The 23,707-nt window shown below is 46.2% G+C and carries 15 protein-coding genes; 10 read left to right on the forward strand and 5 right to left on the reverse strand.

Annotated elements, in window-relative coordinates:
- Positions 1 to 127: 127 nt before the first annotated feature.
- From DTQ70_RS16850 to DTQ70_RS16875, 5 genes are all read left to right on the forward strand, one after another.
- Entirely contained in the window at positions 128 to 1,597 is a 1,470-nt protein-coding gene (locus tag DTQ70_RS16850) for a peptide MFS transporter (protein ID WP_122931890.1), read from the forward strand.
- A 6-nt stretch (positions 1,598 to 1,603) separates the two neighbouring features.
- On the forward strand, positions 1,604 to 2,215 hold the full coding sequence (locus DTQ70_RS16855; protein ID WP_122931891.1) for a 5-formyltetrahydrofolate cyclo-ligase: 612 nt from the start codon (positions 1,604 to 1,606) through the stop codon (positions 2,213 to 2,215).
- An 83-nt stretch (positions 2,216 to 2,298) separates the two neighbouring features.
- A complete protein-coding gene (locus DTQ70_RS16860; protein WP_164490081.1) occupies positions 2,299 to 5,208 on the forward strand; it encodes a carboxypeptidase-like regulatory domain-containing protein in 2,910 nt (969 codons plus the stop codon).
- A 289-nt stretch (positions 5,209 to 5,497) separates the two neighbouring features.
- Positions 5,498 to 6,490: an aspartate-semialdehyde dehydrogenase gene (locus tag DTQ70_RS16870; protein WP_122931894.1), complete on the forward strand. Its 993-nt coding sequence runs from the start codon at positions 5,498 to 5,500 to the stop codon at positions 6,488 to 6,490.
- Between the two features lie 271 nt (positions 6,491 to 6,761).
- Positions 6,762 to 9,314 carry a M1 family metallopeptidase gene (locus DTQ70_RS16875; protein ID WP_122931895.1) on the forward strand — a complete coding sequence of 851 codons (2,553 nt, stop codon included), beginning with the start codon at positions 6,762 to 6,764 and terminating at the stop codon, positions 9,312 to 9,314.
- 71 nt (positions 9,315 to 9,385) lie between these two features.
- On the opposite strand, the gene DTQ70_RS16880 is transcribed toward DTQ70_RS16875, so the two are convergent.
- Positions 9,386 to 10,387: an OmpA family protein gene (locus DTQ70_RS16880; RefSeq protein WP_122931896.1), complete on the reverse strand. Its 1,002-nt coding sequence runs from the start codon at positions 10,385 to 10,387 to the stop codon at positions 9,386 to 9,388.
- A 633-nt stretch (positions 10,388 to 11,020) separates the two neighbouring features.
- Positions 11,021 to 11,992 (reverse strand): glycosyltransferase family 2 protein, encoded by a 972-nt coding sequence (locus tag DTQ70_RS16885; RefSeq protein ID WP_122934448.1) that lies wholly within the window; start codon positions 11,990 to 11,992, stop codon positions 11,021 to 11,023.
- Between the two features lie 222 nt (positions 11,993 to 12,214).
- On the opposite strand from DTQ70_RS16885, the gene DTQ70_RS16890 reads away from it, so the two are divergent.
- The 4 genes from DTQ70_RS16890 to DTQ70_RS16905 all read left to right on the forward strand — a co-directional run bounded on the left by DTQ70_RS16890 (position 12,215) and on the right by DTQ70_RS16905 (position 16,181).
- A complete protein-coding gene (locus DTQ70_RS16890; RefSeq protein ID WP_122931897.1) occupies positions 12,215 to 13,027 on the forward strand; it encodes an HpcH/HpaI aldolase/citrate lyase family protein in 813 nt (270 codons plus the stop codon).
- 50 nt (positions 13,028 to 13,077) lie between these two features.
- Entirely contained in the window at positions 13,078 to 14,058 is a 981-nt protein-coding gene (locus DTQ70_RS16895; protein WP_122931898.1) for a Gfo/Idh/MocA family protein, read from the forward strand.
- Between the two features lie 15 nt (positions 14,059 to 14,073).
- A complete protein-coding gene (locus tag DTQ70_RS16900) occupies positions 14,074 to 15,471 on the forward strand; it encodes a metallophosphoesterase family protein (RefSeq protein ID WP_122931899.1) in 1,398 nt (465 codons plus the stop codon).
- 263 nt (positions 15,472 to 15,734) lie between these two features.
- Positions 15,735 to 16,181, forward strand: a complete 447-nt coding sequence (locus DTQ70_RS16905; protein ID WP_028525423.1) for a cold-shock protein — start codon at positions 15,735 to 15,737, stop codon at positions 16,179 to 16,181.
- 54 nt (positions 16,182 to 16,235) lie between these two features.
- Here the strand turns inward: DTQ70_RS16905 and DTQ70_RS16910 are convergent, their stop codons facing one another.
- The 3 genes from DTQ70_RS16910 to DTQ70_RS16920 all read right to left on the reverse strand — a co-directional run bounded on the left by DTQ70_RS16910 (position 16,236) and on the right by DTQ70_RS16920 (position 20,958).
- The gene (locus tag DTQ70_RS16910) at positions 16,236 to 18,650 is read right to left on the reverse strand and encodes a hypothetical protein (RefSeq protein ID WP_122931900.1); all 2,415 of its coding nucleotides are present in this window, start codon (positions 18,648 to 18,650) and stop codon (positions 16,236 to 16,238) included.
- Between the two features lie 19 nt (positions 18,651 to 18,669).
- Positions 18,670 to 19,602 carry a metallophosphoesterase gene (locus DTQ70_RS16915; RefSeq protein WP_122931901.1) on the reverse strand — a complete coding sequence of 311 codons (933 nt, stop codon included), beginning with the start codon at positions 19,600 to 19,602 and terminating at the stop codon, positions 18,670 to 18,672.
- Positions 19,603 to 19,866: 264 nt separating this feature from the next.
- Positions 19,867 to 20,958 carry an acyltransferase family protein gene (locus DTQ70_RS16920; RefSeq protein ID WP_122931902.1) on the reverse strand — a complete coding sequence of 364 codons (1,092 nt, stop codon included), beginning with the start codon at positions 20,956 to 20,958 and terminating at the stop codon, positions 19,867 to 19,869.
- A gap of 102 nt (positions 20,959 to 21,060) precedes the next feature.
- On the opposite strand from DTQ70_RS16920, the gene DTQ70_RS16925 reads away from it, so the two are divergent.
- Positions 21,061 to 23,640, forward strand: a complete 2,580-nt coding sequence (locus DTQ70_RS16925; RefSeq protein WP_122931903.1) for a family 20 glycosylhydrolase — start codon at positions 21,061 to 21,063, stop codon at positions 23,638 to 23,640.
- Positions 23,641 to 23,707: the final 67 nt, after the last annotated feature.

Below are 23,707 nucleotides of genomic sequence, written 5' to 3' on the forward strand. Positions count from 1 at the left end.
GTTTTATTTGTTTACAAGGCTTTTTTTTTACATTTGTGGTAATCGAGTACGCATTTTTATTCGATTACCACTTTTTTAATGCACTTTTTCAGCACTCAAACAAAACCTAACTAAACTGACCTTTTTTATGTCCGAAAAAACGCTATTTGGCCATCCCAAGGGCTTATTTGTACTGTTTTTCACCGAAATGTGGGAGCGTTTTTCCTACTACGGTATGCGCGCCATCCTGTTGTTATTTTTGCTTGATAAAACCTCAGGGGGAATGGGCCTCAACGAAGGTGAAGGGGGTGCTATTTACGGATTATATACCTTCTCTGTTTATCTTTTATCGTTGCCTGGTGGCTGGCTTGCCGATAACGTTTTGGGCCAGCGCAAAGCCATTTGGTACGGCGGTATCGCCATTATGCTGGGCCACATTGTACTTGCGTTTCCCGCATCGCAGGCCGTCTTTTTTACGGGATTAGGACTTGTGGCTATCGGTACTGGACTCCTCAAACCCAACATCAGTTCTATCGTAAGCGAGCTGTACCCCGAAGGCGGTGCCATTCGTGATGCGGCCTTTTCCATTTTTTACATTGGTATCAACACGGGTTCGTTTTTGGGCATTTTGATTGTGGGTTACCTTGGTCAAAAAGTAGGCTGGCACTACGGCTTCGGAGCAGCGGCGGTAGCCATGTTTTTGGGCTTGCTTGTCTATCGTTTTTCTGCTCAAACGTACCTCCAAGACAAAGGCATGTTGCCTAAAGCATTGGCTTCCGAAAAATCGAGTGAAAAAACCAATCCCATTACGTGGGGTTTGCTTGGTGCGTTGGTAGTTTTTATGTTGGTAATGCAGTTCAACGGGATGTTCCAATGGGGCAGCAAGGCAGCCGTAGCTACCTCAATGGGCGTGATTGCGGTAGCCATCGTTATCGTTTATTTCCTCAACCTCATTTTTGCGTCAGGACTTGATACCACCGAAAGAAAGCGGATTGTTATTCTCTTTATTCTCTTCTGGGGGGCGGTATTGTTCTGGGCTGGATTTGAGCAACAAGGTTCGTCGCTGCAAATTTTTGCCGACCGCTATTCGGAGCTTCCTTTTGGAATGCCGTCGAGCTGGTTTCAAAACTTCAATCCTTTCTATATCCTCGTTTTTGCCCCTGTATTGGGTGGTTTGTGGGTATTTTTGGAGAAAAAACAACTCAACCCTCCTTTGTTGGTGAAATTCGCGATTGGTCTGTTTTTACTAGGATTAGGCTATTATATCATGGTTGTAGGTGCGCAAATAGCCCTTACTGGCGTAAAAGCTTCGGCCTTGTTCTTGACCTTTACGTATTTATTCCATACCCTTGGTGAGTTGTGCTTGAGTCCCGTTGGATTAAGTGCTTACACCAAACTTGCACCCAAAAAATACCTGAGCCAATTGATGGGCATTTGGTTTGTAGCTGCGGCTTTGGGTAACCTTTTTGCAGGTCTGTTTGCAGGAGGTTTCGACGAAGAAAACGTTCAGCAAATGCCCCAAATGTTTATGAGCATTGTGTGGTTTTGTGTGGCCGTAGGCGGAATAATCTTCATTCTTCAACGCCCACTAAAAGATTGGATGGGAGGAATTAAGTAATAAATTATGACTAAAAAAGAGCTACGCCATGTGTTTAAACAACAACGTATGGCTTTGTCTCCTACCGAAGCAGCCGCGCAAAGTCAAGCCATTGCGCGGCTGTTTTTTGCTTCTTTTCCTGTGGCTGACTTCCAAGCCATTCACTGCTATTTGCCCATCCGTCGCCAAAACGAGGTAGATACCTTCCCCATCATTGATACCTTTCAGCAACAATTTCCCCGTACCAGCATCGTCGTTCCGCGTAGCCTTCCCGAAACGGGCGAAATGGAGCATTATCGGTGGACACCCGACATCGAACTTCTCTCAAATCAGTGGGGAATTTTAGAGCCAAATCCTTCAACTTCCCTCCATTTTCCAGTGCAAAAGATAGATTTGGTAGTTATTCCGCTTTTAGCCTTTGACCACCAAGGCAATCGGGTTGGGTATGGAAAAGGGTTTTATGACCGTTTTTTGGCACAGTGCCGCTCCAATGTCCTCAAAGTAGGGGTGTCTTTTTTTGAGCCTGTAGAAACGATTACCGACGCCAACGCCTTTGATGTTCGTTTAGATTACTGCATCACTCCTAGCAATGTATGGCGATTTTCATCCACTCCATCGGTTTCAACAGACAGGCTTTGAATCACTTGCAACTCGGTAGTTGTTTGGTTTTGAGAAACCAAGGACGCAATAACTGTTTGGTTTTGAGAAACCAAACACACAATTTGAGAAACCAAGTCCGTTTTGTTTTTTTGGCGTTGGTTTTTCTTTGGCTACCTTTTTCCAATATTGCCCAAACCCTCACGGGAAATATCATTGACGACGCAACCAATCAGCCCCTGCCTTTTGTCAATGTTTTTATCAGCAACACCACCAAGGGTACCCAAACTGATGTAAAAGGAAATTTTACGCTACGGTTACAAACTTCGGGCTACGTCAAAGTGGTGGCGTCGATGGTGGGGTTTAAATCGTTTGAACAAGAAGTTGTTTTACGTCCCGAAGAAACCCGCCGTTTTTCGATTCGGCTCCAGCCCGACACCCGTTTTTTGTCAGAAGTGAAGGTGGCAGGCAAACGCGACAAGCAATGGAAACGACTCTACAAAGATTTCCAGCGTGAGTTTTTGGGACGTACCAAAAACGCCCGAAACTGCGAAATCAAAGATCCTTATTTCATTGACCTGAGTCGAAAAAAACAAGTGCTTCATGCTACTTCATCACGGCCTTTTGAGATACACAACAAATCGCTTGGCTACGATATTGAATACCAATTAGAACAGTTTAACGCTACTACGACTACCTACGAATTTAGCGGCAAGTTGTTGTATAGGGAAATGACGGCTAAAAATGATGCCCAACAAAAAGAGTGGGAGTTGGCCCGAAATGACGCGTATCGAGGCTCTATTTATCATTTTTTAAGGGCAGTAGCGCACAAAAAAAGTCAGTCGGAAGGCTTTCGAGTATATCTGGATACGGACACCACGACGCAGCGAATTTCTCGAAATCGGTATTTTAGAAACAATCGCCTCGTTGAAATTAATCCCGATACGTTGGCTTATACCGATGTGGCTTTGCAACGTGTGATTTTGCCAAACCGTAAGTACGAAATCCATTACCTCCATCGCCGCGACCCACAAAGTTGGTATTTCGACCTCAACCGCGAAGTCACTTGGCTGACCATCAAAGGAGCCGCATTTGCCTTTTCGTACGATGGGATTCTTGAAAATTCGTACCAAATTGAAACGGGCGGTAGCATGAGTAAAAAACGCATCGCGGATTTGCTTCCCAACGACTACCAACCCAACGACAGCCTGTCGTCAACGCTGCTCGAACAAGCTGGGCTGATTCCTTATTTTCAAAAACAAGAGAAGTTTCTTCTGCAACTCTCGCAATCGCACCTTGCACTGGGCGACACCCTTCACTATCAAGTAGAAGTTATTGATGCTACTTCCCACCAATCTGTTCCCCAAACCATTGTGTATCTTGCCATTCGCAACGAAAACAACGTAGTTTGGCAACAACCTTTGTGGATAGAAAACGGACGACTTTCGGGGCATTGGGTGATTCCTGATTCATTGCAGGGAGGTACTTACCAACTGATTGCATACAACAACTGGGCAAGGCATTTTGATGAGCGTTTCTGGGGACGAAAATCTTTTCAGGTCATCGACGCCTCTGCTTTACCTACCAAAAACGATTCGACCAATCTGGCATTTTTTCCCGAAAGTGGGCATTTAATCGCAGAACTACCCAATCGAGTTGGAGTTCGTAGTTTTACCAAATCTGGTGCTCCTGTGGCGGTTGATGGTTGGGTTCTCAACGCCACCAATGATACCCTGATGGCATTTAAAACCAACGGGCAGGGGTACGGCAACTTCTTTATCATGCCTCCCTCTACCCAGCCCCTTCGAGCTAAATTAAGCAATGGAAACGAAGCTAATCTCCCCGCTATTCGGCCCAAAGGCTACGTCATCAACGTTGATGTACTGCGCGATACGGCGACTGTCATCATTAAAATTTATAACAACCTTTCAGCCCAAGAATGGAAACCGATGCGCCTTCTGATTCATTTACGCGGGCAAATTGTCTATGAGGCCATTGCTACACCCAAGGGAAACCTAACCACCGCCCGCATTGCCAAAGAAGATTTGGAAGGAACGGGAGTCATGCAAGTAATCCTGCTCGACGCTCTCAATAATCCGATTGCCAGTCGTGCTTTTTATCATTCACCCGACGACGACGATGTCCCCTATCCTTCACAACTTTTTGAAAGTGAATTAAGCGCGTGTTATTTACTCACACCCACCACCCTTGCCCGAACATTAGACGCCCTCTTACTCACGCACGAAGTTCGCCCCTACAGTTCGTCGGATGCAACGGTGCTTGAATACGAATCTGGACTGACATTGCGGGGAATCATTAAACAGCCCAACGGGCGCGCCTTGGCTAACAGTCCTGTGATTGGCCTTGTACAGTCAGATTCCAGCGCTCTGCATTTTCAAACCACTACCGACCCCGAAGGAAATTTTGCATCGACTCCAATGTTGTTTTTTGGAGAAACTACCATTACCATTCAAACGCAAAATGACAAAATCAAAAACGCATCCATTGCACTTGATACCAGATGGGTGCCAATTGTCCCCCAATGGTTTTGGCATCCCGTCCAGCACCTCAGTTCGTCGAAAAGAGATAGTTTAGCCCAAGTTTCGAAGCAACGCCATGCGGTTTCTACCACAACAGAAGCGCTTAAAGTTTCAAAAGACTTCCGACGCCCCTACCCCAAAGCCGATAATACCTTGGTCATCGACAAATCAGACCATACCTTTCCACTTTTACGCTTATTGGGTGAATTTCACGGCCAAATCAAGCCCAAAACCGACGGGGTCTATTGGATAGAAGAAGGGGAGAAAGTGTCAACCCGAAAAGCTTTTTTGAGCATCGACGGGCTACCTACCTCCTGGGAATCGTTGCAAGCACTTTCTGGACAAGAAATTGAAGCCATCGACATCATTAGGCATTTCCAAGCATCCAACGAGCCCACTACCCAAGGAATGCTAAACGTCATTCTAAAACCTAACAGTCGGTTTTGGACAGAACAAAATTTAAAACGTTTCAAAGTCAATGGATTAATAAAATGACAAAAAAGTTTACCAACTTTTAACTTTTTTACAAAAAATCCATTATTTTCTTGACTTACTTCTGAGAAAGACCTTATTTTGCACCCACATTTTGAATCGTCACTGTGAACACAAAGAAATCTAAATAGACACGCGGAGCCTGATAGGATATTGACCCTATCGTGCCAGCGTGTTTGTCCAGATTCTTAACCTTCACGGTGACGATTTTTTTTTGCCCCCAACCCCCAATGGGGGCTATGTATAACTCTAAAAGCACTCCCCCATTGGGGGTCGGGGGGCTCAAATCATCATGAAAATCGCAGTAGTAGGTGCTACCGGTTTGGTAGGCAGCGAAATCCTCAAAGTACTCGAAGAGCGTAACTTCCCAATCACTGAATTGATTCCAGTAGCATCAGAAAGATCAGTAGGTAAACAGGTCACGTTCAAGGGTAAACAGTACACCATTGTTAGCTTTGAAGATGCAATTGCAGCAAAGCCAGCTATCGCTATTTTTTCGGCGGGTGGTGGAACTTCTTTGTCGCTTGCTCCTAAATTTGCCGAAGCAGGTATCACAGTCGTTGACAACTCATCGGCTTGGCGTATGGATCCAACCAAAAAATTGGTAGTACCCGAAATCAACGCTTTTACGTTGACCAAAGAAGATAAAATCATTGCCAACCCCAACTGTTCAACCATCCAAATGGTGGTCGTTTTGAATCCATTGCACAAGCGCTATGGCATCAAACGCGTGGTGGTTTCGACCTACCAATCAGTGACAGGAACGGGCAAAGCAGCCGTTGACCAACTATTTGCTGAACGCGCTGGAAATCAAGATGCTCCAAAGGTGTATCCTCACCCTATCGACCTTAACGTATTGCCTCACATCGACGTTTTCTTGGATAACGGCTATACCAAAGAGGAAATGAAAATGACCAACGAGACCAAGAAAATCATGATGGATGATAACATCGCCGTTACTGCTACGACGGTGCGCATCCCGACGATTGGTGGTCACTCGGAAGCAGTAAACATCGAGTTTGAAAATGAGTTTGACCTCAAAGATATTTACGAAATCTTGGGCCAAGCCGAAGGCGTGGTAATCCAAGATGACCCGCAAAATAAAGTTTATCCAATGCCATTGACGGCACACGGTAAAGATGAGACGTTTGTAGGACGTATTCGCCGCGACGAATCACAACCTAAGACCCTCAATCTCTGGATTGTAGCTGATAACCTCCGCAAAGGAGCGGCCACAAACGCCGTTCAGATTGCAGAATATTTGACAAAAAACGAATTGGTATAAGTTTGGACAGCGGTCAGACGATAGTCAGACCGCGACACCCCTAGTCTGACTACTGTCTGACCAGCAAAAACCTTGGTCTGACTATCGTCTGACCCAAAAAGCGCCCATCGAGTGACATCGATTGGCGCTTTTTTTGTGAATTGTTGCGTTGTTTCCAATACCTTTCCGAACTTTGCGTTATTATTGAATCTGTGATAACTCACTGCTTTTTTCTCATTTTCACAAATTACCTTTCTGACTTTCAACGTCCTAAAGACAAAGGATTGAACTAATGGTAAAACGAATCGCATTACTTTTATTTAGTTGTTTTATAGCATTTTGCTCATTTTCGAAGACAAGTACCCCTGCTGACACGCTTCGCAAAGCGCCTGCTTGGGTGGCAAAAAAAGGGCCAATTCGCCCAACCCGCACCCTTAAAAATGACATTCTACACACCCAACTCGACCTCCGTTTCGATTGGCTACGGCAGCACGCACTGGGGAGCGCTGTCATTACGTTTAAGCCCTATTTTTACCCCCAAAACACCCTTGAACTAGACGCGAAGGGCTTCGACATCAAAGGCATTTTCCAACTAGATACCCTCAAAAAGTACGATTCCCTTCAAAAAAAATACATCTACGAATACATCAACGACCCGCTCGAATACACCTACGATAAGCGCCTTTTAAACATCAAATTGCGCCGTAAGTACTCGCGTTTTGATACCCTTCACGTACTTATCGACTACGTAGCAAAACCCAACGAACTGCCTGCGGGAATTGTGGGCACAAAGGGCGACAAAGGGCTTTATTTTATTAATGCCGACGGGCTAGATGAAGGAAAACCACAGCAGATTTGGACGCAGGGCGAGACCGAGTATAATTCGTGCTGGATGCCTACGGTCGATAGCCCGAACGAAAAAATGACGCAAGACATTCGTCTGACGGTCGAGAAGCGCTTTAAAACCCTTTCCAACGGAAAACTCGTTGAATCTCGCCTCAACCCCGACAGTACCCGCACCGACCGCTGGGTACAAAAACTACCTCATGCCCCTTACTTGGCGGCTTTTGTAATAGGTGATTTTGCCGTGGCGCGCGATACCATTCGCAATGGCCTTGAGCTAAGTTACTACGTAGAACCCGAATATGCCCCGCACGCTAAAGCCATTTTTGGACGCACGCGCGAAATGATTGATTTCTTTGAAAGTAAGTTTGGGGTAGAATTTCAGTGGGATAAATACGCCCAAATCGCCGTTCGCGACTTTGTAGCGGGTGCCATGGAAAACACGTCTATGACCATTCATGCTGAAAATGTTCAAACTGATAGCCGCGCTTTACTAGATGGCAACTCCGATGATGTCATCGCGCACGAACTCATGCACCACTGGTTTGGAAATTTGGTCACGTGTGAATCGTGGGTGCATTTGCCGCTCAACGAGGCGTTTGCCAATTATTCTGAATACCTCTGGAACGAACATAAACTAGGACCCGAACAAGCTGATTTTTGGGCACAAGGCTCTTTGCAGCAGTATTTGGGCGAATCTGAACAAAAACAAGAACCCCTCATTCGGTACAATTACACCGACATGGAAGACATGTTCGACAACCACTCATACGCCAAAGGAGGGCTAGTCTTGCACATGCTTCGCAAATACATTGGCGACGAAGCTTTTTTTGCTGCCACGCGCAATTACCTCATTCGCTACGGATTCGGAACGGCCGAAGTGAACGATTTACGGGAATCCTTTGAAGAAGTAACGGGCGAAGATTTGAACTGGTTTTTCAATCAGTGGTTCTTATCACCAGGCCATCCTACGTTGAAAGTAGAAAAATCGTACGACGCCGACAAAGTGACGCTCAAAGTTACCCAGTTGCAGGACTCGCTCTATACGCCGATTCACCGTTTACCTCTCAAAGTGGATGTCTGGGTAAATGGGCAAAAAGAAACCCACGACATTGTCGTCAGTAAAGCAAAACAGACGTTTGAAATTCCAGTAAAACAACGCCCTGATTTGGTTGACTTTGACGCCGAGCGGCAACTACTGGGCGAAATTAATTACGAAAAATCAAAACCTGAATTAATCTTTCAATACCAACATTGCGACAAATATCTCGCTCGCTATGAGGCCATTACGGGCTTAGAAAACCAACTTGCCGACTCTACCGTACGCCAACTCATGATGCAAGCCATGAGCGATAAATTTTGGAAAATCAGGCAGTTAGCCGTTTCTAACTTCTCCGAATACGATGGTTTGCAGTTTAATGAAGTCGAGCGACTTGTTCAGAGCAAGGCTCGCGTGGATGCCCATGCGCGGGTGCGAACAGAGGCCATTATTACGTTGGGTTCGTTTGGGGATAACTCCAACGACCCGCTTTTCCGCGAAGCCCTCAACGACAGCTCGTATCAGGTGGTGTCGGCGGCACTCGATGCCTACCTTATCGGAAAGCCCGACGACGCGGTTGACGTAGCCAAACGCTTTGAAAACGCCCCTAATAGTGAAATCGTGACGGCCGTAGCCAATTACTACGCAGGCTTAGCAAAACCCGAACAATACGACTGGTTTATGCTGAAAATGAAGCGTTTGAAGTCGGCAGAAATGTATAATTTTTTGCAAGTGTTTGGCAAATACCTCATCAAATCGGATGGTTCGGTACAACGAAAAGCGTTGCCAATGCTAGAAACCATGGCCCGCAATGACCCTGCTTATTTTGTGCGGTTTGGGGCGTATCAAGTACTGGGTCTTTTGACTGACATTGAAGGCGTAAAAGCCATGCGAAAAGACATCCGCAACACCGAACGTGACCCCAAATTGAAAGATATGTACGGGCAGTTTGGGGAGTTTTAAAGGATTTTAACCGCAGAGACGCAAGGCATAATTGGTTGCGTCTCTGCATCACACCTTTCAATTCAAAACTATCACGGAATTACCTTCAGCTCCACTCGACGATTTTTCACTTTATTGTCTTCCACGTCGTTTGACACCGCAGGCGCAGCCGCTCCCTTCCACTCTACTACCAATTGACTTGCTGAAACGCCCTTTTGTTCCAAATAACTCGCTACCACCTTGGCGCGGTATTCCGACAAAATGAGGTTTTTATCAGACTCTCCCACGTTATCGGTATGCCCTGTGATTTGCAATTTGGTCTGTGGTTGAGCAAGCAAGGCTTTACTGATCGCATCCAAATTCGTTTTCACCTCTTCACTCAACTCATACGTACTCTGTGAAAAGTACAACACTTGGTCAGTTAATGCCACCACGGGCGGTGAAAGTGATTCTTCTGGCTGGGGCGTAACTTCCATAAAGTTATACCCTGCTTTTACCTCAAATTGCTTATAATACAGCTTTTTGCCTTCAGGCGTCGTCGATTTATATTCGTATATACCTTTAGATAACTCGGTGGCATCCCATGTGAAATGTTTGCCTTTATTATATGTTTTACGATAGTCCAAGCTGGTAAAAGCCCTAGAGTTCTTTTTCGCAACTACATGATTGACATCCATTCCATCGGGAAAAAGAAAAGACACATACAATAATTGAGAGGGACTCTCCGAAACTTGGAGCGAGTCTTTTGTTAGCACCATTTCAGGGGCAATTTTAAAAGTCGCTTTGCTCGAAATTTTCCCAATAAACGTGACAGGAACCGTATGGGTACGGTACCCTTCCGAATCAAACGTTAGAAATTGGGTCGAATCGGGCACTACAATTTCATACTCTCCATTGGCATTGGTTTCGTACGTCAGTTGTTTTCCCGACTTGAACACCGCGCGAATCGTGCTTTTTTTGAGAAAATCTTTGGTGGTATTGTCGCGAAAACTGCCGACAATTCGTACTGAGTGATTTTCTACTTGGGCAACTTCCTGAGTAGCTCCGCCACCGTAAAGGCCACAAACTAAACTTAGCAAATAAGAAATCATCATTTTGGGATTTAAGGATTTATTTATATGCAAGAAAACTACATAATTTCAAATTTTAACTACATCGACCGTTTTTATTTTTCATAAAAAAAGCGCAGGACGAAGTTCTGCGCTCTTTAGGTGACGTCAGATTCTCAAATCTGACGCTCAAGGTTTCTCAAAACCTTCTTAAATGCTGTTGGGGGAAACCTCAGGTTGGTTATAAGTAACCAACCACACAACAAGTGACGTCAGATTCTCAAATCTGACGCTCAAGGTTTCTCAAAACCTTCTTAAATGCTGTTGGGGGAAACCTCAGGTTGGTTATAAGTAACCAACCACACAACAAGTGACGTCAGATTCTCAAATCTGACGCTCAAGGTTTCTCAAAACCTTGTTAAATGCTGCTGGGAGAAACCTCAGGTTGGTTATAAGTAACCAACCACACAACAAGTGACGTCAGATTCTCAAATCTGACGCTCAAGGTTTCTCAAAACCTTGGTAAATTTTGCTGGGAGAAACCTCAGGTTGGTTGTAAATAACCAACTTCACGACAAGTGACGTCAGATTCTCAAATCTGACGCTCAAGGTTTCTCAAAACCTTGGTAAATTCGGTTGTGAGAAACCTCAGGTTGGTTGTAAGTAACCAACTTCGCGCTAAACCCCAATCTGTTCCGACACCAGATAATCGGGCTGTTTGACGGTATGTTGCTTCACCATCATTTCGCCTAAAAACCCTGCTAGAAAGAGTTGAAATCCGATGACAATGGCCACCAGCGCCAAGTAAAACAGCGGATTTTCAGTCACATTTCGGTAAGGTTCATGGGTATAAATCAAGTACAGTTTCCTGATAATCAATCCCGTCGTAATCAAAAAACCAATCAAAAACGAGAGCGTTCCCCACAGGCCAAAGAAGTGCATGGGCGCTTTACTAAAGCGGTGGACAAAAGTAATCGAAAGTAAGTCCAAAAAGCCATTGACAAAACGTTCTAAACCAAACTTCGTGCTTCCATATTTACGTGCGCGGTGTTGCACTACTTTTTCCCCGATTTTACGGAAACCATTCCACTTAGCCACCACAGGAATGTAGCGGTGCATTTCGCCATAAAGTGTGATATTTTTTACCACTCGCTGTTTATAGGCTTTCAATCCACAGTTAAAATCGTGAAGATATACCCCTGATATACTGCGCGTTACGGCATTAAACAACTTCGTAGGAAGCGTCTTACTGAGCGGGTCATAACGTTTTTGTTTCCAGCCCGATACCAAGTCGTACCCGTCTTCAGTAATCATTCGGTACAACTCTGGAATTTCGTCGGGGCTATCTTGGAGGTCAGCATCCATCGTAATAACCACTTTACCTTTTACCACCTGGAAACCCGTTTGCAAGGCAGGCGTTTTGCCATAATTGCGGTTGAAACGAATTCCTTTAATATTGGGATTATCAACTGCTAATTTTTGAATGATTGACCAAGAATCGTCGGAGCTTCCGTCGTCGATAAGCAACACTTCGTAGCTAAATTGATGCTCATCCATCACGCGTTTTATCCACGCAGTAAGTTCAGGCAGAGATTCTTCTTCGTTGAAAAGTGGTATAACCACCGATATATCGAGGGCTTCGTCAGGCATACTGTCCAAAATCATTTGTGTATCTTGAAGCAAAGCTACAAATTCTTTCGGTGCTTCCATTGTCTTTTACAGTTATTGATGTTGCTCACCTTCGGTGAATAAATTACCTTTTCCCAATAAACGTGCCAAAATAGATTGTCATATAAATAGCCTCATCCTTTGCTCCAAACGTATTACTTTTACCCTTGAGATAAAAGCATTCTTCCCTTTCAGATTCCAACCATGACCCTTAGCTTACGCCAAAAACTACAAAACGGCCAAAATGTCTATGGCACTTGCTTTACGTCCACCTCACCCATGTGGCCCGCAGCGCTCAAAAAAGTAGGGCTTGATTTTGTATTTATTGATACCGAACACATTCCGCTAGACCGTGGCGAATTGGCAAAAATGTGCCAAATTTTCCGCGCCTTAGACATTACGCCCATCGTTCGTATTCCCAGCCCCGACCCATTTTTGGCTTGTCAAGTGATTGACGGCGGTGCGTTGGGAGTGGTAGCACCTTATTTAGAATCAGTTACCCAAATTCGCGAGCTGGTAGGTGGCGTAAAGTACCGCCCACTGAAAGGCGAAGTACTGCACCAATACCTCCACGAAGGCGCAGAAATGCCTGCCGAACTTGCGCAATATATTTCCAATCACAACGCCGCCAACATTTGCATTGCCAACATCGAAAGTGTACCTGCCCTCGAACGCCTCGACGATTTGCTGTCGGTCAAAGGCTTAGATGCCGTGTTCATTGGCCCGCACGATTTGTCGGTGAGTCTGGGCTTGCCCGAGCAGTATGACCATCCCGTTTTTGAAGAAGCCGTTCGTACCATCATTCATAAAACCCGCGCTCATGGCCTCGCGATTGGCATTCATTTTTCGCTGGAACCCGAGCGCCAAATCAAATGGATCAACGAAGGCGCCAATATTGTGGTGCATAGTTTTGACATTGCCCTCTTTACCCAACGCCTCCGTCATGACCTTTCGGTGATTAAACAAGCCGTTGGAGACGCCGTACAATCCGATGCTTCACCCAATTTAGTCATCTGACGTAGTGAAAACCCAAAATCTCAATATATTCATTGAAAATTTTCGCTTTTATGGAACATATCAACTGGGGAATGATTGGTTGTGGCAACGTAACCGAAAAAAAAAGTGGGCCTGCTTTTAGCAAAGTGCCCCATTCATCGCTCGTCGCTGTCATGGGTCGCGACGCCCAAAAAGCCGCCGATTATGCCCAACGTCACGGTGTACCCAAATGGTACAACGATGTCGATGAACTTATCAACGACCCCGACGTCAATGCCATCTACATTGCTACCCCACCCAACGTTCACCTCGAATATGCCGCTAAGGCCATGAAGGTTGGGAAAGCCGTGTATGTAGAAAAACCGATGGCGCTCAGTGCCGACGAATGCGAACAAATGAACCAAATCAGTCGCGAAACGGGTGTGCCGTTGTTTGTGGCCTACTATCGTCGTCAGTTGCTTTACTTTCTCAAAATCAAAGAATTGGTGGACCAAAAAGCGATTGGCGATATACGTTTGGTAAAAATTCAAATTCATTACAACCCCTACTCCGAGGAAATTGGGGACGGAGCCCAACCGCGTTGGCGCGTTGACCCTGCGATTTCGGGTGGAGGTCATTTCCACGATTTGGCGTCACACCAGTTCGACTTGTTAGAATACATTTTTGGCCCTATTGCATCGGCCAAAGGCATTAGCAGAAACCAAGCTGGCCTGTACCAAGCCGACGACATTGTAGTTGCCTCTTTTGAATTTGAGTCGGGCGTATTGGGAACGGGCAGTTGGTGCTATACCCTCAACCCCGAGCAACGCCTCGACGAATCGGAATTGATTGGTTCAAAAGGGAAGATTACCTTTTCATTTTTTGAGCGCTTCACCATCCGCGTTGAAACCGCCGAAGGTACCGAAACCTTTGAAATACCGTACCCTGAGCACGTTCAGCAACCTCTTATTGAAACGATTGTTCAACAACTCAGGGGTGAAGGCACCTGCCCAAGCACGGGTGAAACTGGCGCTCGCGCCAACCTCCTCATGGATCAAATTGTACAATCATAAGTCAGAGCCTTTACTATGAAAGTTATCCAAAACTCAGGCGTTTTTGGCCTCCTACTGGGCAGTTTTTTAGCCCTAACGAGCGCGGCCCAAACGCACAAACCTTACACGCCAAGCCCCTATCCCGACCGCGTCATTTTGGGATGGCAAGAAAATAACGCCGCCACGTCGCAGTCGGTCAACTGGCGAACAGATTCTACCATTGTTGCGGCGATTGGTGCTATCCACGAAGCCGACGCCTCTCCCGATTTTGTCAAAAAGGCGACCATTGTACCTGCCACCACCGAAACTGTTGTCGTGGACGGCAAGCGGGTGCTTTATCATACGGTTCATTTTACCAACCTCAAACCCAACACCAAATACAGCTACCGTGTGGGCTCGGGCGAATATTGGAGCGAGTGGTTTCATTTCAAAACAGCCAACGACCAAGCTGTGCCTTTTTCGTTTTTGTATTTTGGAGATGCCCAAAACGACATTCGTTCGCTCTGGTCGCGTACCATTCGGGGGGCGTATTCAGCCATGCCTTCTGTAAGCTTAATGATTCACGCGGGCGACCTCATAACAACCTCCAACGCCGATTGGCAATGGGGCGAGTGGTTTGAAGCTGGCGGCTGGATCAACGGCATGGTTCCAACCCTAGCAAGCCCAGGCAATCACGAATATTTCCGCGACCCCGCTGGCAAATCGTCACTATCTATCCACTGGCGGCCGTCGTTTGTTTTACCAGAAAATGGCCCATCAGGACTCAAAGAAACCGCCTACTACTTTGATTATCAAGGCGTACGTTTTGTTTCTTTAAACTCTCAAGCCGCCTTGCTTGATGCGAATGTATTGGAAGAACAAGCCAAATGGTTGGTAAGCGTATTGGAAAAAAAACCCAATCGTTGGACAATTGTGACGCACCACCACCCGATTTATTCGACCGCCAACGGGCGTAACAACGATGAATGGCGTTTAAAAATGGAACCTATTTACAAAAAACACAACGTCGATTTGGTTTTACAAGGCCACGACCATACCTATGGGCGCGGGCTTAACATGCCTTTGGGCCAAAGTCGAAAATACCCTGATGGCCCCATTTATGTGGTGTCGGTCAGCGGGCCCAAAATGTACACGATTGGCTTGCAAGACTGGATGGATAGGGCAGGTTCTAACACGCAATTGTACCAAATCATTTCGGTCGATGGCAACAAGCTTTCGTATAAAGCCTATACGGTGGCGGGAGAGCTTTACGATGTTTTTGACTTAACCAAAAATGCGGGTGGCCGCAATAAATTAATCGACACCGCTCCTAAGTTAGCGCCCGAGCGCCTCGCTTTGCCAGAGACCTACCTCAACCGTTTTACCCCCGAGCAAATCAAGGAGTACGAAAACCGATTTAAGGAATACAAAGCACGTAAAGACAAGAAAAAATAACTCGACTCCCCCTTTTAGAAGGGCCAAACTATTTCTTCCCAAAACTTTTGAAACTTTTGGGAAGAAATAGTGAAATTATAATAGTATGTTTGTTGTTAGAAAGTCTATCAGCATACCAAATTTTCTGTTTTTGTTCGCTTCCCTTTAGTTGTACAATCACACAAGGCAATTAATCTACGCCGTCAAACCGCATTCTTTAATTCTTTGGTATCTCTGCTACACAATTTAATTCAAAGAAATACCATCATTAAACCAAGTACCAAATGAGCGGATCAAAAACAACATTTACCAAGAAAGAGCGCGAACAAAAAAAAATAAAGAAACGTAAAGGAAAAGAAGAACGAAAAGAAGAACGGTTGGCCTCGTCTAGCAAAGGAAAAGGACTAGAAGACATGATGGCCTACGTGGACGAAAATGGCAACTTATCGAGCGTGCCACCTTCACTTGTTAAAAAACAACCTGAAAAGCCCCGCGAGTATTCGCCCGAGATTCAAAATGCCGAGGAAGATGCTTCGGAGCGCATTGGTAGTGTTCATTTTTTCAACGAGCAAAAAGGGTACGGTTTTATTAAAGACGCGAAGACCAACGAAAGTATTTTCGTACATATCAACGAATTGAAAGAGCCTGTTAAAGAGAAAGACAAAGTATCTTTCCAAATAAAAATGCGCCCCAAAGGCCCCGTGGCAGTTGAGGTCAAGAAAATAGGGTAATTTTGTCCTGATTCACCTTCCCGAAAGTTTAAAACTTTCGGGAAGGTCGTAAAATCATTTCTTCATTAGCCAAATTTCGGTCACTTGCGGGCCTTGGCCACCTTCGCCACACGTCCAAATAAACGTTACTTTCCCGTCGGCAGTGGATTTCTGGGGAACATCAAACTCAAAAAGAGGCTCTTCACCCGTTTGAAAAAAATCATGAATCACTGCCCCATCATCCGTCGTTAGTTTCATTCGTGACCGAAAACGCCCCGTGTAAGAAATCCGCATTCGGTAGGTTGCCTTGGGGTCTAGCTCGTTGTAAGCAATCTTTAACGGCTCCTCGTACAAGGTTTTTACCTGCTTCATCCACGCTCTTGGCGTTACTTGTCCTTTAAAACCTGTTGCCCTGATTTCGTCCACCCACTCTTCCCCTACAATTCCAACGCCAAAACTTACCCTCGGCGACTGCAAACTACCTGGATCTTTCTCCCACGAAACGTCCGAAACTACCCGATGCCAGCTTTCAGGCGAGCCAAAGTGGTCGTAAAAACCTCCCGCGCCTGGGTCAGTGCGGTGGAGCAATTGGTAGATTTTCTGTTGACGTTCGGCTTCATTGTTCAGTTTTTCGATATTACCCAACTCGTCCAACAACCAGGGCGAATCGTTGAGGGGTAGGTCGATATTGTCCACAAAATTTCCACGTCCCGACACCGCCCCGTGGCGTTCAACCGTCAGCTGTGCGCCAATACTTTTGAAAAGAGAATCGGCCAAATCAATACATTTTTGACGGTATTCGGGCAAAACTGGGGCTTTCCAAGCACGCTCCAGGGTCGTTTTGGCTTGTTGAATCGCCATCAGAGAATTTCCTTTGACCGCCCCTCGTAGTGCATCTTTTGCTTGTTGTTCCAATTCGTTTTCGTACAACAACCGACGGCGCGTGTAAGCATCATAATACGCCCGAATCAGCCCCATTTGAAAACGAGGATTTTGCAAAACTGCCAACGATGCCTTCTGCTCCATGGCTTGCCATTGCATCAGGGTTCTTTCCACCGACTCGTTGGTCAATAACGGCCCACGAAACGTATTTTCGAGTGAAATAAGCCCCTGTGCTACTGTTTCTTGGTAATCCATTCCGACAAACAAACGCGCATAATCGCGAAGCGTCTCAATGACGGGCGTTTCGGGATTCCAATCTTGGTCGCTCCACACAAATTTATTCACGTCGTCGTTGGTACCTTCTGAGTAGCTGATGCTCCCAACGCCGTATTCGTCCAAGGCATTGTGAATTGTTTTTTCGTCGTGCGGGCGAGGGTTAATACTTTCACGACCAAGGGTTTGCGCAAAAACCAAATCCCAATGAGGAACGGGGTATTGAGAACTGTAATTGTGGGTAATATCGGGGTAATGTCGAATCGGAATCGACGCTTTGGTAATGCGACGAATTTCTTGCACGGGCATTTTTACCCACGGCCCAAACACCACTCCGCCAAACCACGGATACACTCGATTAACCTGAGCAAAAAACGAATCGAACCACTTTTTACTAGGTTTGAATACCTGCGGCGACACCCATATTTTGGCTTTGGGATGGTATTTTTTCAAAACCACCGACATTTTTTGAAGCCACGCAAACATAATATCGGGTTCTAAATCGCCTGGGTCGCCCCCTGGCACAAAGACGTGATCGAGCTTTGGAATGGCCGAAAACACTTTATGACGCTCGTCAAGTTCGCTTTGAATGGAATCGGGATGGGTATAGTTTGACCCCATGTTGGGGTACCACATCCAAACGTCCAGTCCATACTCTTTACAAATCCGCGATTGCTCCCGAATCATATCCATGGCAGGCAGTTTCATGTGCCCACTTTTCACGTCATCATCGGTGCGAGGCGGAACAAGTTCGATGCTATTGGCTCCAAAAAGGGCAAGCTCACGAATGTATTGGTCAAATTGTGCCACCGAAAAGGCGTCATAGGCATTGGTTTTAGGTCGGTAGCCCAGCTGATGTCCCCTCACGGGATAGCGCGGACTCGTGGCTAGTTGTACCTCCTCGTCGATGGTTATTTTTTGGGGGTACATGGCTAATTTTCGGAGCAAACGCCCGACTCCGTACAAAACACCGCGCGCATCTTTACCCACTATCAACACAGCTTGCGATGCGGGAATCACCACCAATTTAAACCCTTCGGCTGAGAGAGTGGGCAGTTTTAGTACCTCCTTTTGCCATGATACTGGCAAGTTTTTTACCTCTTTTTCCAGTGCAATCACCACCAGCGGCGTAGCAGTGGTTGGTAGTTTATCCGTTACTTCCCACGTTACTTGGGTTCGTTTTTGTACCTCTTCTTGAAGTACTTCAACGCTTCGGCGCAGTACTTGTTTGTCCGAAATAGAAGTATAGATGCGCGCATTCGTGAGGTCAATGGGTTTTGCCAAACCCATAAACGCCGTCAAAAAAGCTATCAATAATAGTGTCAATCTTGTCATAAAAAAGAGCTTTTACCCGTCAAAATTTTAACACTTTGGGGCGAATTTCAGGCACATCGTAGTCTTTATTGTCCTGCGGGAATCCTACTTCTTTGGGCGAAGGGCCGACCCACTGCGACTTCTTCCCTGACATAGTAATTTTGCCTTTTTTAGAAATTTCAATCACTGTAAACAGCGGGTCGCGGTAAGGAGCAGTGTATTTTATCCATTTGAAATTTTTATCGACTTCCTCGCTGTAACGAACGCGACCGTACTCTTCCCCAAGCCATTTGTAAGACATAGAGTTGATGCAAACGTACCAGATTCCGTTGATGTTATCGGCGCGGTCGTAGTGAATGTGGCCGTAGAAATTGGCAATCACTTTGTTCTTTTTCGCCTTTGCATTGTGGTTTTCAAGAATTTGTCGAATTTCTTCGGCATTGTCAACCCCGTCTTTTCCCAAACCTTGATGCGAGAAAATCACAATCGGGCCTTTGGCTTTGGCGAGTTCGTCGCGTAGCCACGCTATTTGCGGCGGGTTCAAGTGCTCTTGGTAGCCTTTCACGTCAGGCGATTTTTTGTCGTTGCCGTCTAGGACGATAAAATTGAATCCTTTTTGCTCAAACGAATAATACGACGAAGTCATTTTTCGGTACTCCAACGCCTGTTTCAGCGAAAATCCACCGTCCATTTCGTGGTTACCAATGACGTGGTATTTTGGTCCTGCGAAACTATTCCAAATCTCAAAACCGTAGGCATACTTGGGCGCGGGGGTTCCGAAATCGCCCAAGTCAACGACAAAATCGGGTTTGGCCGTTTTCATACTGTCCACAAAGGCCGTCAAGCGTTCTTTGGCATCGTGCATCGTCGGAACGTGTACGTCCGAAAGCGCACCGAACTTTACTTTTTGCGCCTCTGCTGGGGCTTGGAATCCCCACAATGCAAGGCAGAGACAAATGAGTTGTTTTCGCATATTTTCACAGAGGTCAGAGGGTAGTCAGACCGTTTATGTTTAAAATTTGTTATTTGGGTCTGACTATCGTCTGACCCAAATAGGCTTGATGTTATACGCAGGTCAGACGACAGTCAGACCGTTTGCTAGTTTGCTATCACCTGATTTGGGGTCTGACTATCGTCTGACCCAAATAGGCTTGATGTTATACGCAGGTCAGACGACAGTCAGACCGTTTGCTAGTTTGCTATCAAATGCTTTAGGTCTGACTACCGTCTGACCCTGTTACAATTTGATAAAAATCTTTTTTCGATACAGCCAGTACGCAGGGATGAAGTTGATGGCGACAAAAAACAACGCGTATAGCCAACTAGCAAGGTTCGGGCTCATTCCCATGCCCACCAAGGTATCGACCGCGTGTTCATTCGGCGTTTTTTCACCGAGTTTGGTCCCGTAAAAAAACAAGGCCAAGATGTCACCAAGCACATATACCGAAATGGCATTAGCTCCAAAGATGATTCCCACTTGCGTTCCTTTGGTTTTTCCCAAAAAATCGACCGCGAAATACAACGCTCCCAGCAGCAAACTCGCAAATCCAGAAGTCACCAACACAAACGAGCTGGTCCATAGGTTTTCGTTGACAGGAAATCCCAGTCCCCAAAAATACCCTAGCAACGACGAAATTACTCCCGCCGTCATCAGGTAATTGACCTTCAAATTGGGACTTAAATCAGTGATTAGCAAGCGTCCCGCCAACATCCCCGTGATACCCGAAGCGATTGAAGGCAACGTACTCAAAATGCTTTCAGGGTCCCACGTGCCTTGCCACATTTTTCCTGGCAAAAACTTTGAGTCAAACCATGCCACAATGTTGACGCCCGGTTCGAGCATCACTTTGCCTACACCTGGGGTAGGAATGAGCGTTAAGGCCAACCAATAACCTACCAAAATACTAGCAGTTATCCACGCCTGCTGTCGCCAATTGGTATTTAAAAACAACATGGCACATCCCAAAAACACAAACGCAATGCGGTGAAGGGTTCCCGTCCAACGGGCTTCGGCAAGATTAAAGTCAGGCATCAGGTTCAAAAACATCCCTACTGCGTAGATTTTTAGCGACCGAATCACGATTTTCTTGTACAACTCTTTTTTGTCGCCGTCCTTCTTTTTTGAGTAGGCCAAAACAATCGACACCCCAATGACGTACAGAAAAATAGGCGCTACCAAGTCGGTAAACGAAAGCCCATTCCAAACGGTGTGGCGAAGCGTAAAAAAGACGTGGTCGCTACTACCTGGGAAGTTGACCATAATCATGGCGGCCACCGTAAACCCACGAAGCGCGTCGAGCGAAATAAGACGGGAGCTTGAAAGAGACATCTTAGTTGGTGTCGGTTAAAGAAAGAATTAAAAATACTGTACCCAGAATGGTATTTTTAATACGCATCAGCGTACTATTAGGGCTACTTAACCTCGGTATTTATGCGTACTATTTCGTCTATCACTGTTTTATGTATTTTTATTTGGTGGCTCAGTGGCTGCAAATCTGCGTCAAAAGGAGCGTTCGATCAGGCAAGTAACATTGCTATTTCGTGGGAATTGACCGATAATTTTGCAGGGCCTAACGACGTTTTTGAAGCAAAATTTTACTTCAAAAACAATGGCTCACTTACCCTTGGCGATAGCGCTTGGGCACTGTTTTTGAACATGGCTCCGCGCCCACTCACACCCACGCCTACGCCCCAGCTCGCGACATTGGAGCACATAAACGGCGACTGGTACAAGCTTTCTCCTAACAAAGGATTCCGTCTTGCCCCTGGCGATTCAGTTGCCATTAGCTACCGTGGTACCGAGAGTGTTATCAAAGAAACTGATGCGCCACTAGGGTTATATTTTGTCTTTTATGATGCCAAAGGCGAAGAATCACAAATTGTTCCGATAGAAAAATGTGCGATTGTGCCGTTTACGCGTAAAGAACAACTTTTGCGCGGCCCCAACGACCAAGACCCCATCATTACGGCCAGCTCACGCTACAACGAAAACCTTCAAGTAAGTCCCGTAGCTGCTAACCAATTACAACGCATTATCCCCTCTCCCATCAGTGTGGTGGCGGGGCAAGGTTCTTTTTCATTGACCTCATCCACCCCTATCCACTACGCCGCAGGACTTGAAAACGAAGCCAATTTGTTGGCACAACGCCTCAAAGAACTGACGGGTAGCGAGTTTAAAACCAAAAATGCGTCGCCCGCCCCCAACACCATTTCGTTGACTACCACCGCTTTGACCATCAAAGGAATTAGCAAAGAAGCTTACAAACTAGGTGTAAGTCCGCAAGGGATTTCCATCGTTGGCAGCGACGCAGCGGGCGTGTTTTACGGCACTCAAAGCCTTGTTGCGCTCATTCCAACGTCGGCTTTAGCCCAAAAATCAGGCACCATTTCGTTGGAAGCCCTACAAATCGAAGACGCTCCTCGCTTTTCGTTCCGCAGTATGCACCTTGATGTCGGGCGTAATTTCCAAACCAAAGAAACCATTCTTCGTCAGTTGGATGTGTTAGCGTTTTACAAACTCAATCATTTTTTGTTTTACCTAACAGAAGATGAAGGCTGGCGCGTTGAAATCGACGGCTTGCCTGAACTTACGCAAGTAGGTGGTCAGCGTCAGCACGTTAAGTCGTACAAAGATGCCGCCTTACACCCAGGCTACGGCTCTGGCCCTGAGGCTTATGGCAAAGGAAGACACGGAAGCGGGTTTTATACCAAAGCCGATTTTATTGAAATTTTGAAATACGCCCACGCTCGCCACATCAAAGTTATCCCTGAAGTCAATTTACCTGGCCACGCCCGAGCGGCTATCAAAGCGATGGAGGCGCGTTATCAACGTTTGATGAAAGAAGGCAAAGAGAAAGAAGCCAACGAATACCGCTTGGTGGATCCCAAGGACGAATCTGTTTATTTATCGGCGCAAAGCTACAAAGACAACGTGACGGATGTGACGCAAGAGTCCACCTACCGATTCTACGAAAAAGTGACCGACGAAATCATTAAAATGTACAAAGAAGCGGGGCTTACGTTGGATATTTTCCACATTGGGGGCGACGAAGTAGCAGGAGGTGCGTGGACCAAGTCACCTTGGGCACAAGACCTGCTCAAAAAAGACCCGAGCATCGGCGAGTTCCACAACCTACACGCGTATTTCATTCGCCGCTTGTTGCCTCGTTTACAAAAACGCGGCCTCCAAGTGCACGGTTGGGAAGAAGTAGGATTAACAAAAACCAAAGACGGTGCGCTCAAGGTCAATCCTGAGTTTGCGGGGAAAAACGTGATTCCTTACGTGTGGAATAATCTCTACGACCCCGATTTGGGTTATCGTTTGGCCAATGCAGGCTACCCTGTAGTGTTGTGCAACGTTACCAATTTTTACTTCGATTTGGCCTACAACAATGAGTCGCAAGAACCTGGTCTTTACTGGGCTGGCTTTGTCGATACCCGCGACAACTACACGTTTGCCCCGTACGACATGTTTAAAACTACTTATACCAATAATTTTGGCAAGCCGTTGGTATTCAATAACGTAGAGCGTTTACGACCCGAAGCCCGAAAAAATATCGTTGGCGTAGAATGTCAATTGTGGAGCGAAACCATCAAAGGCCGTGACATGCTCGAATACTATACTTTACCCAAGTTGATGGGTTTTGCCGAAAGTGCGTGGAGCGCCGAGCGCCCTTGGGAAAACATAGCCGACCGCACCGCCCGCGAAAAAGCGATTCAGGCAAGCTGGAATATTTTTGTAAATACCCTCGCCCAAAAAGACCTACCTCGCCTTAGCTACCTCAACGGTGGTTACAACTACCGCATTCCGCTACCAGGGGCGGTAGTAGAAAATGGAACATTGAAGGCCAATATCGCTTATCCTGGGCTTCGGATACGCTACACCACCGACGGCAGCGAGCCCACCGATAAGTCACCCGAATACACCGCCCCTGTCCAAGTAACAGGCTCAATCAAGCTTAAAGCATTTGACGCCGCAGGCAAAGCAAGCCGCACCGTCGAAGTAAAGTAACCCATTCGTAATTCATCATTTGTAATTTATAGTTACCCACCACGCGTCCACTCAGACAAGTACGCAA

Origin of the sequence: Runella sp. SP2 (genome assembly GCF_003711225.1) — a bacterium.
GTDB lineage: Bacteria > Bacteroidota > Bacteroidia > Cytophagales > Spirosomataceae > Runella.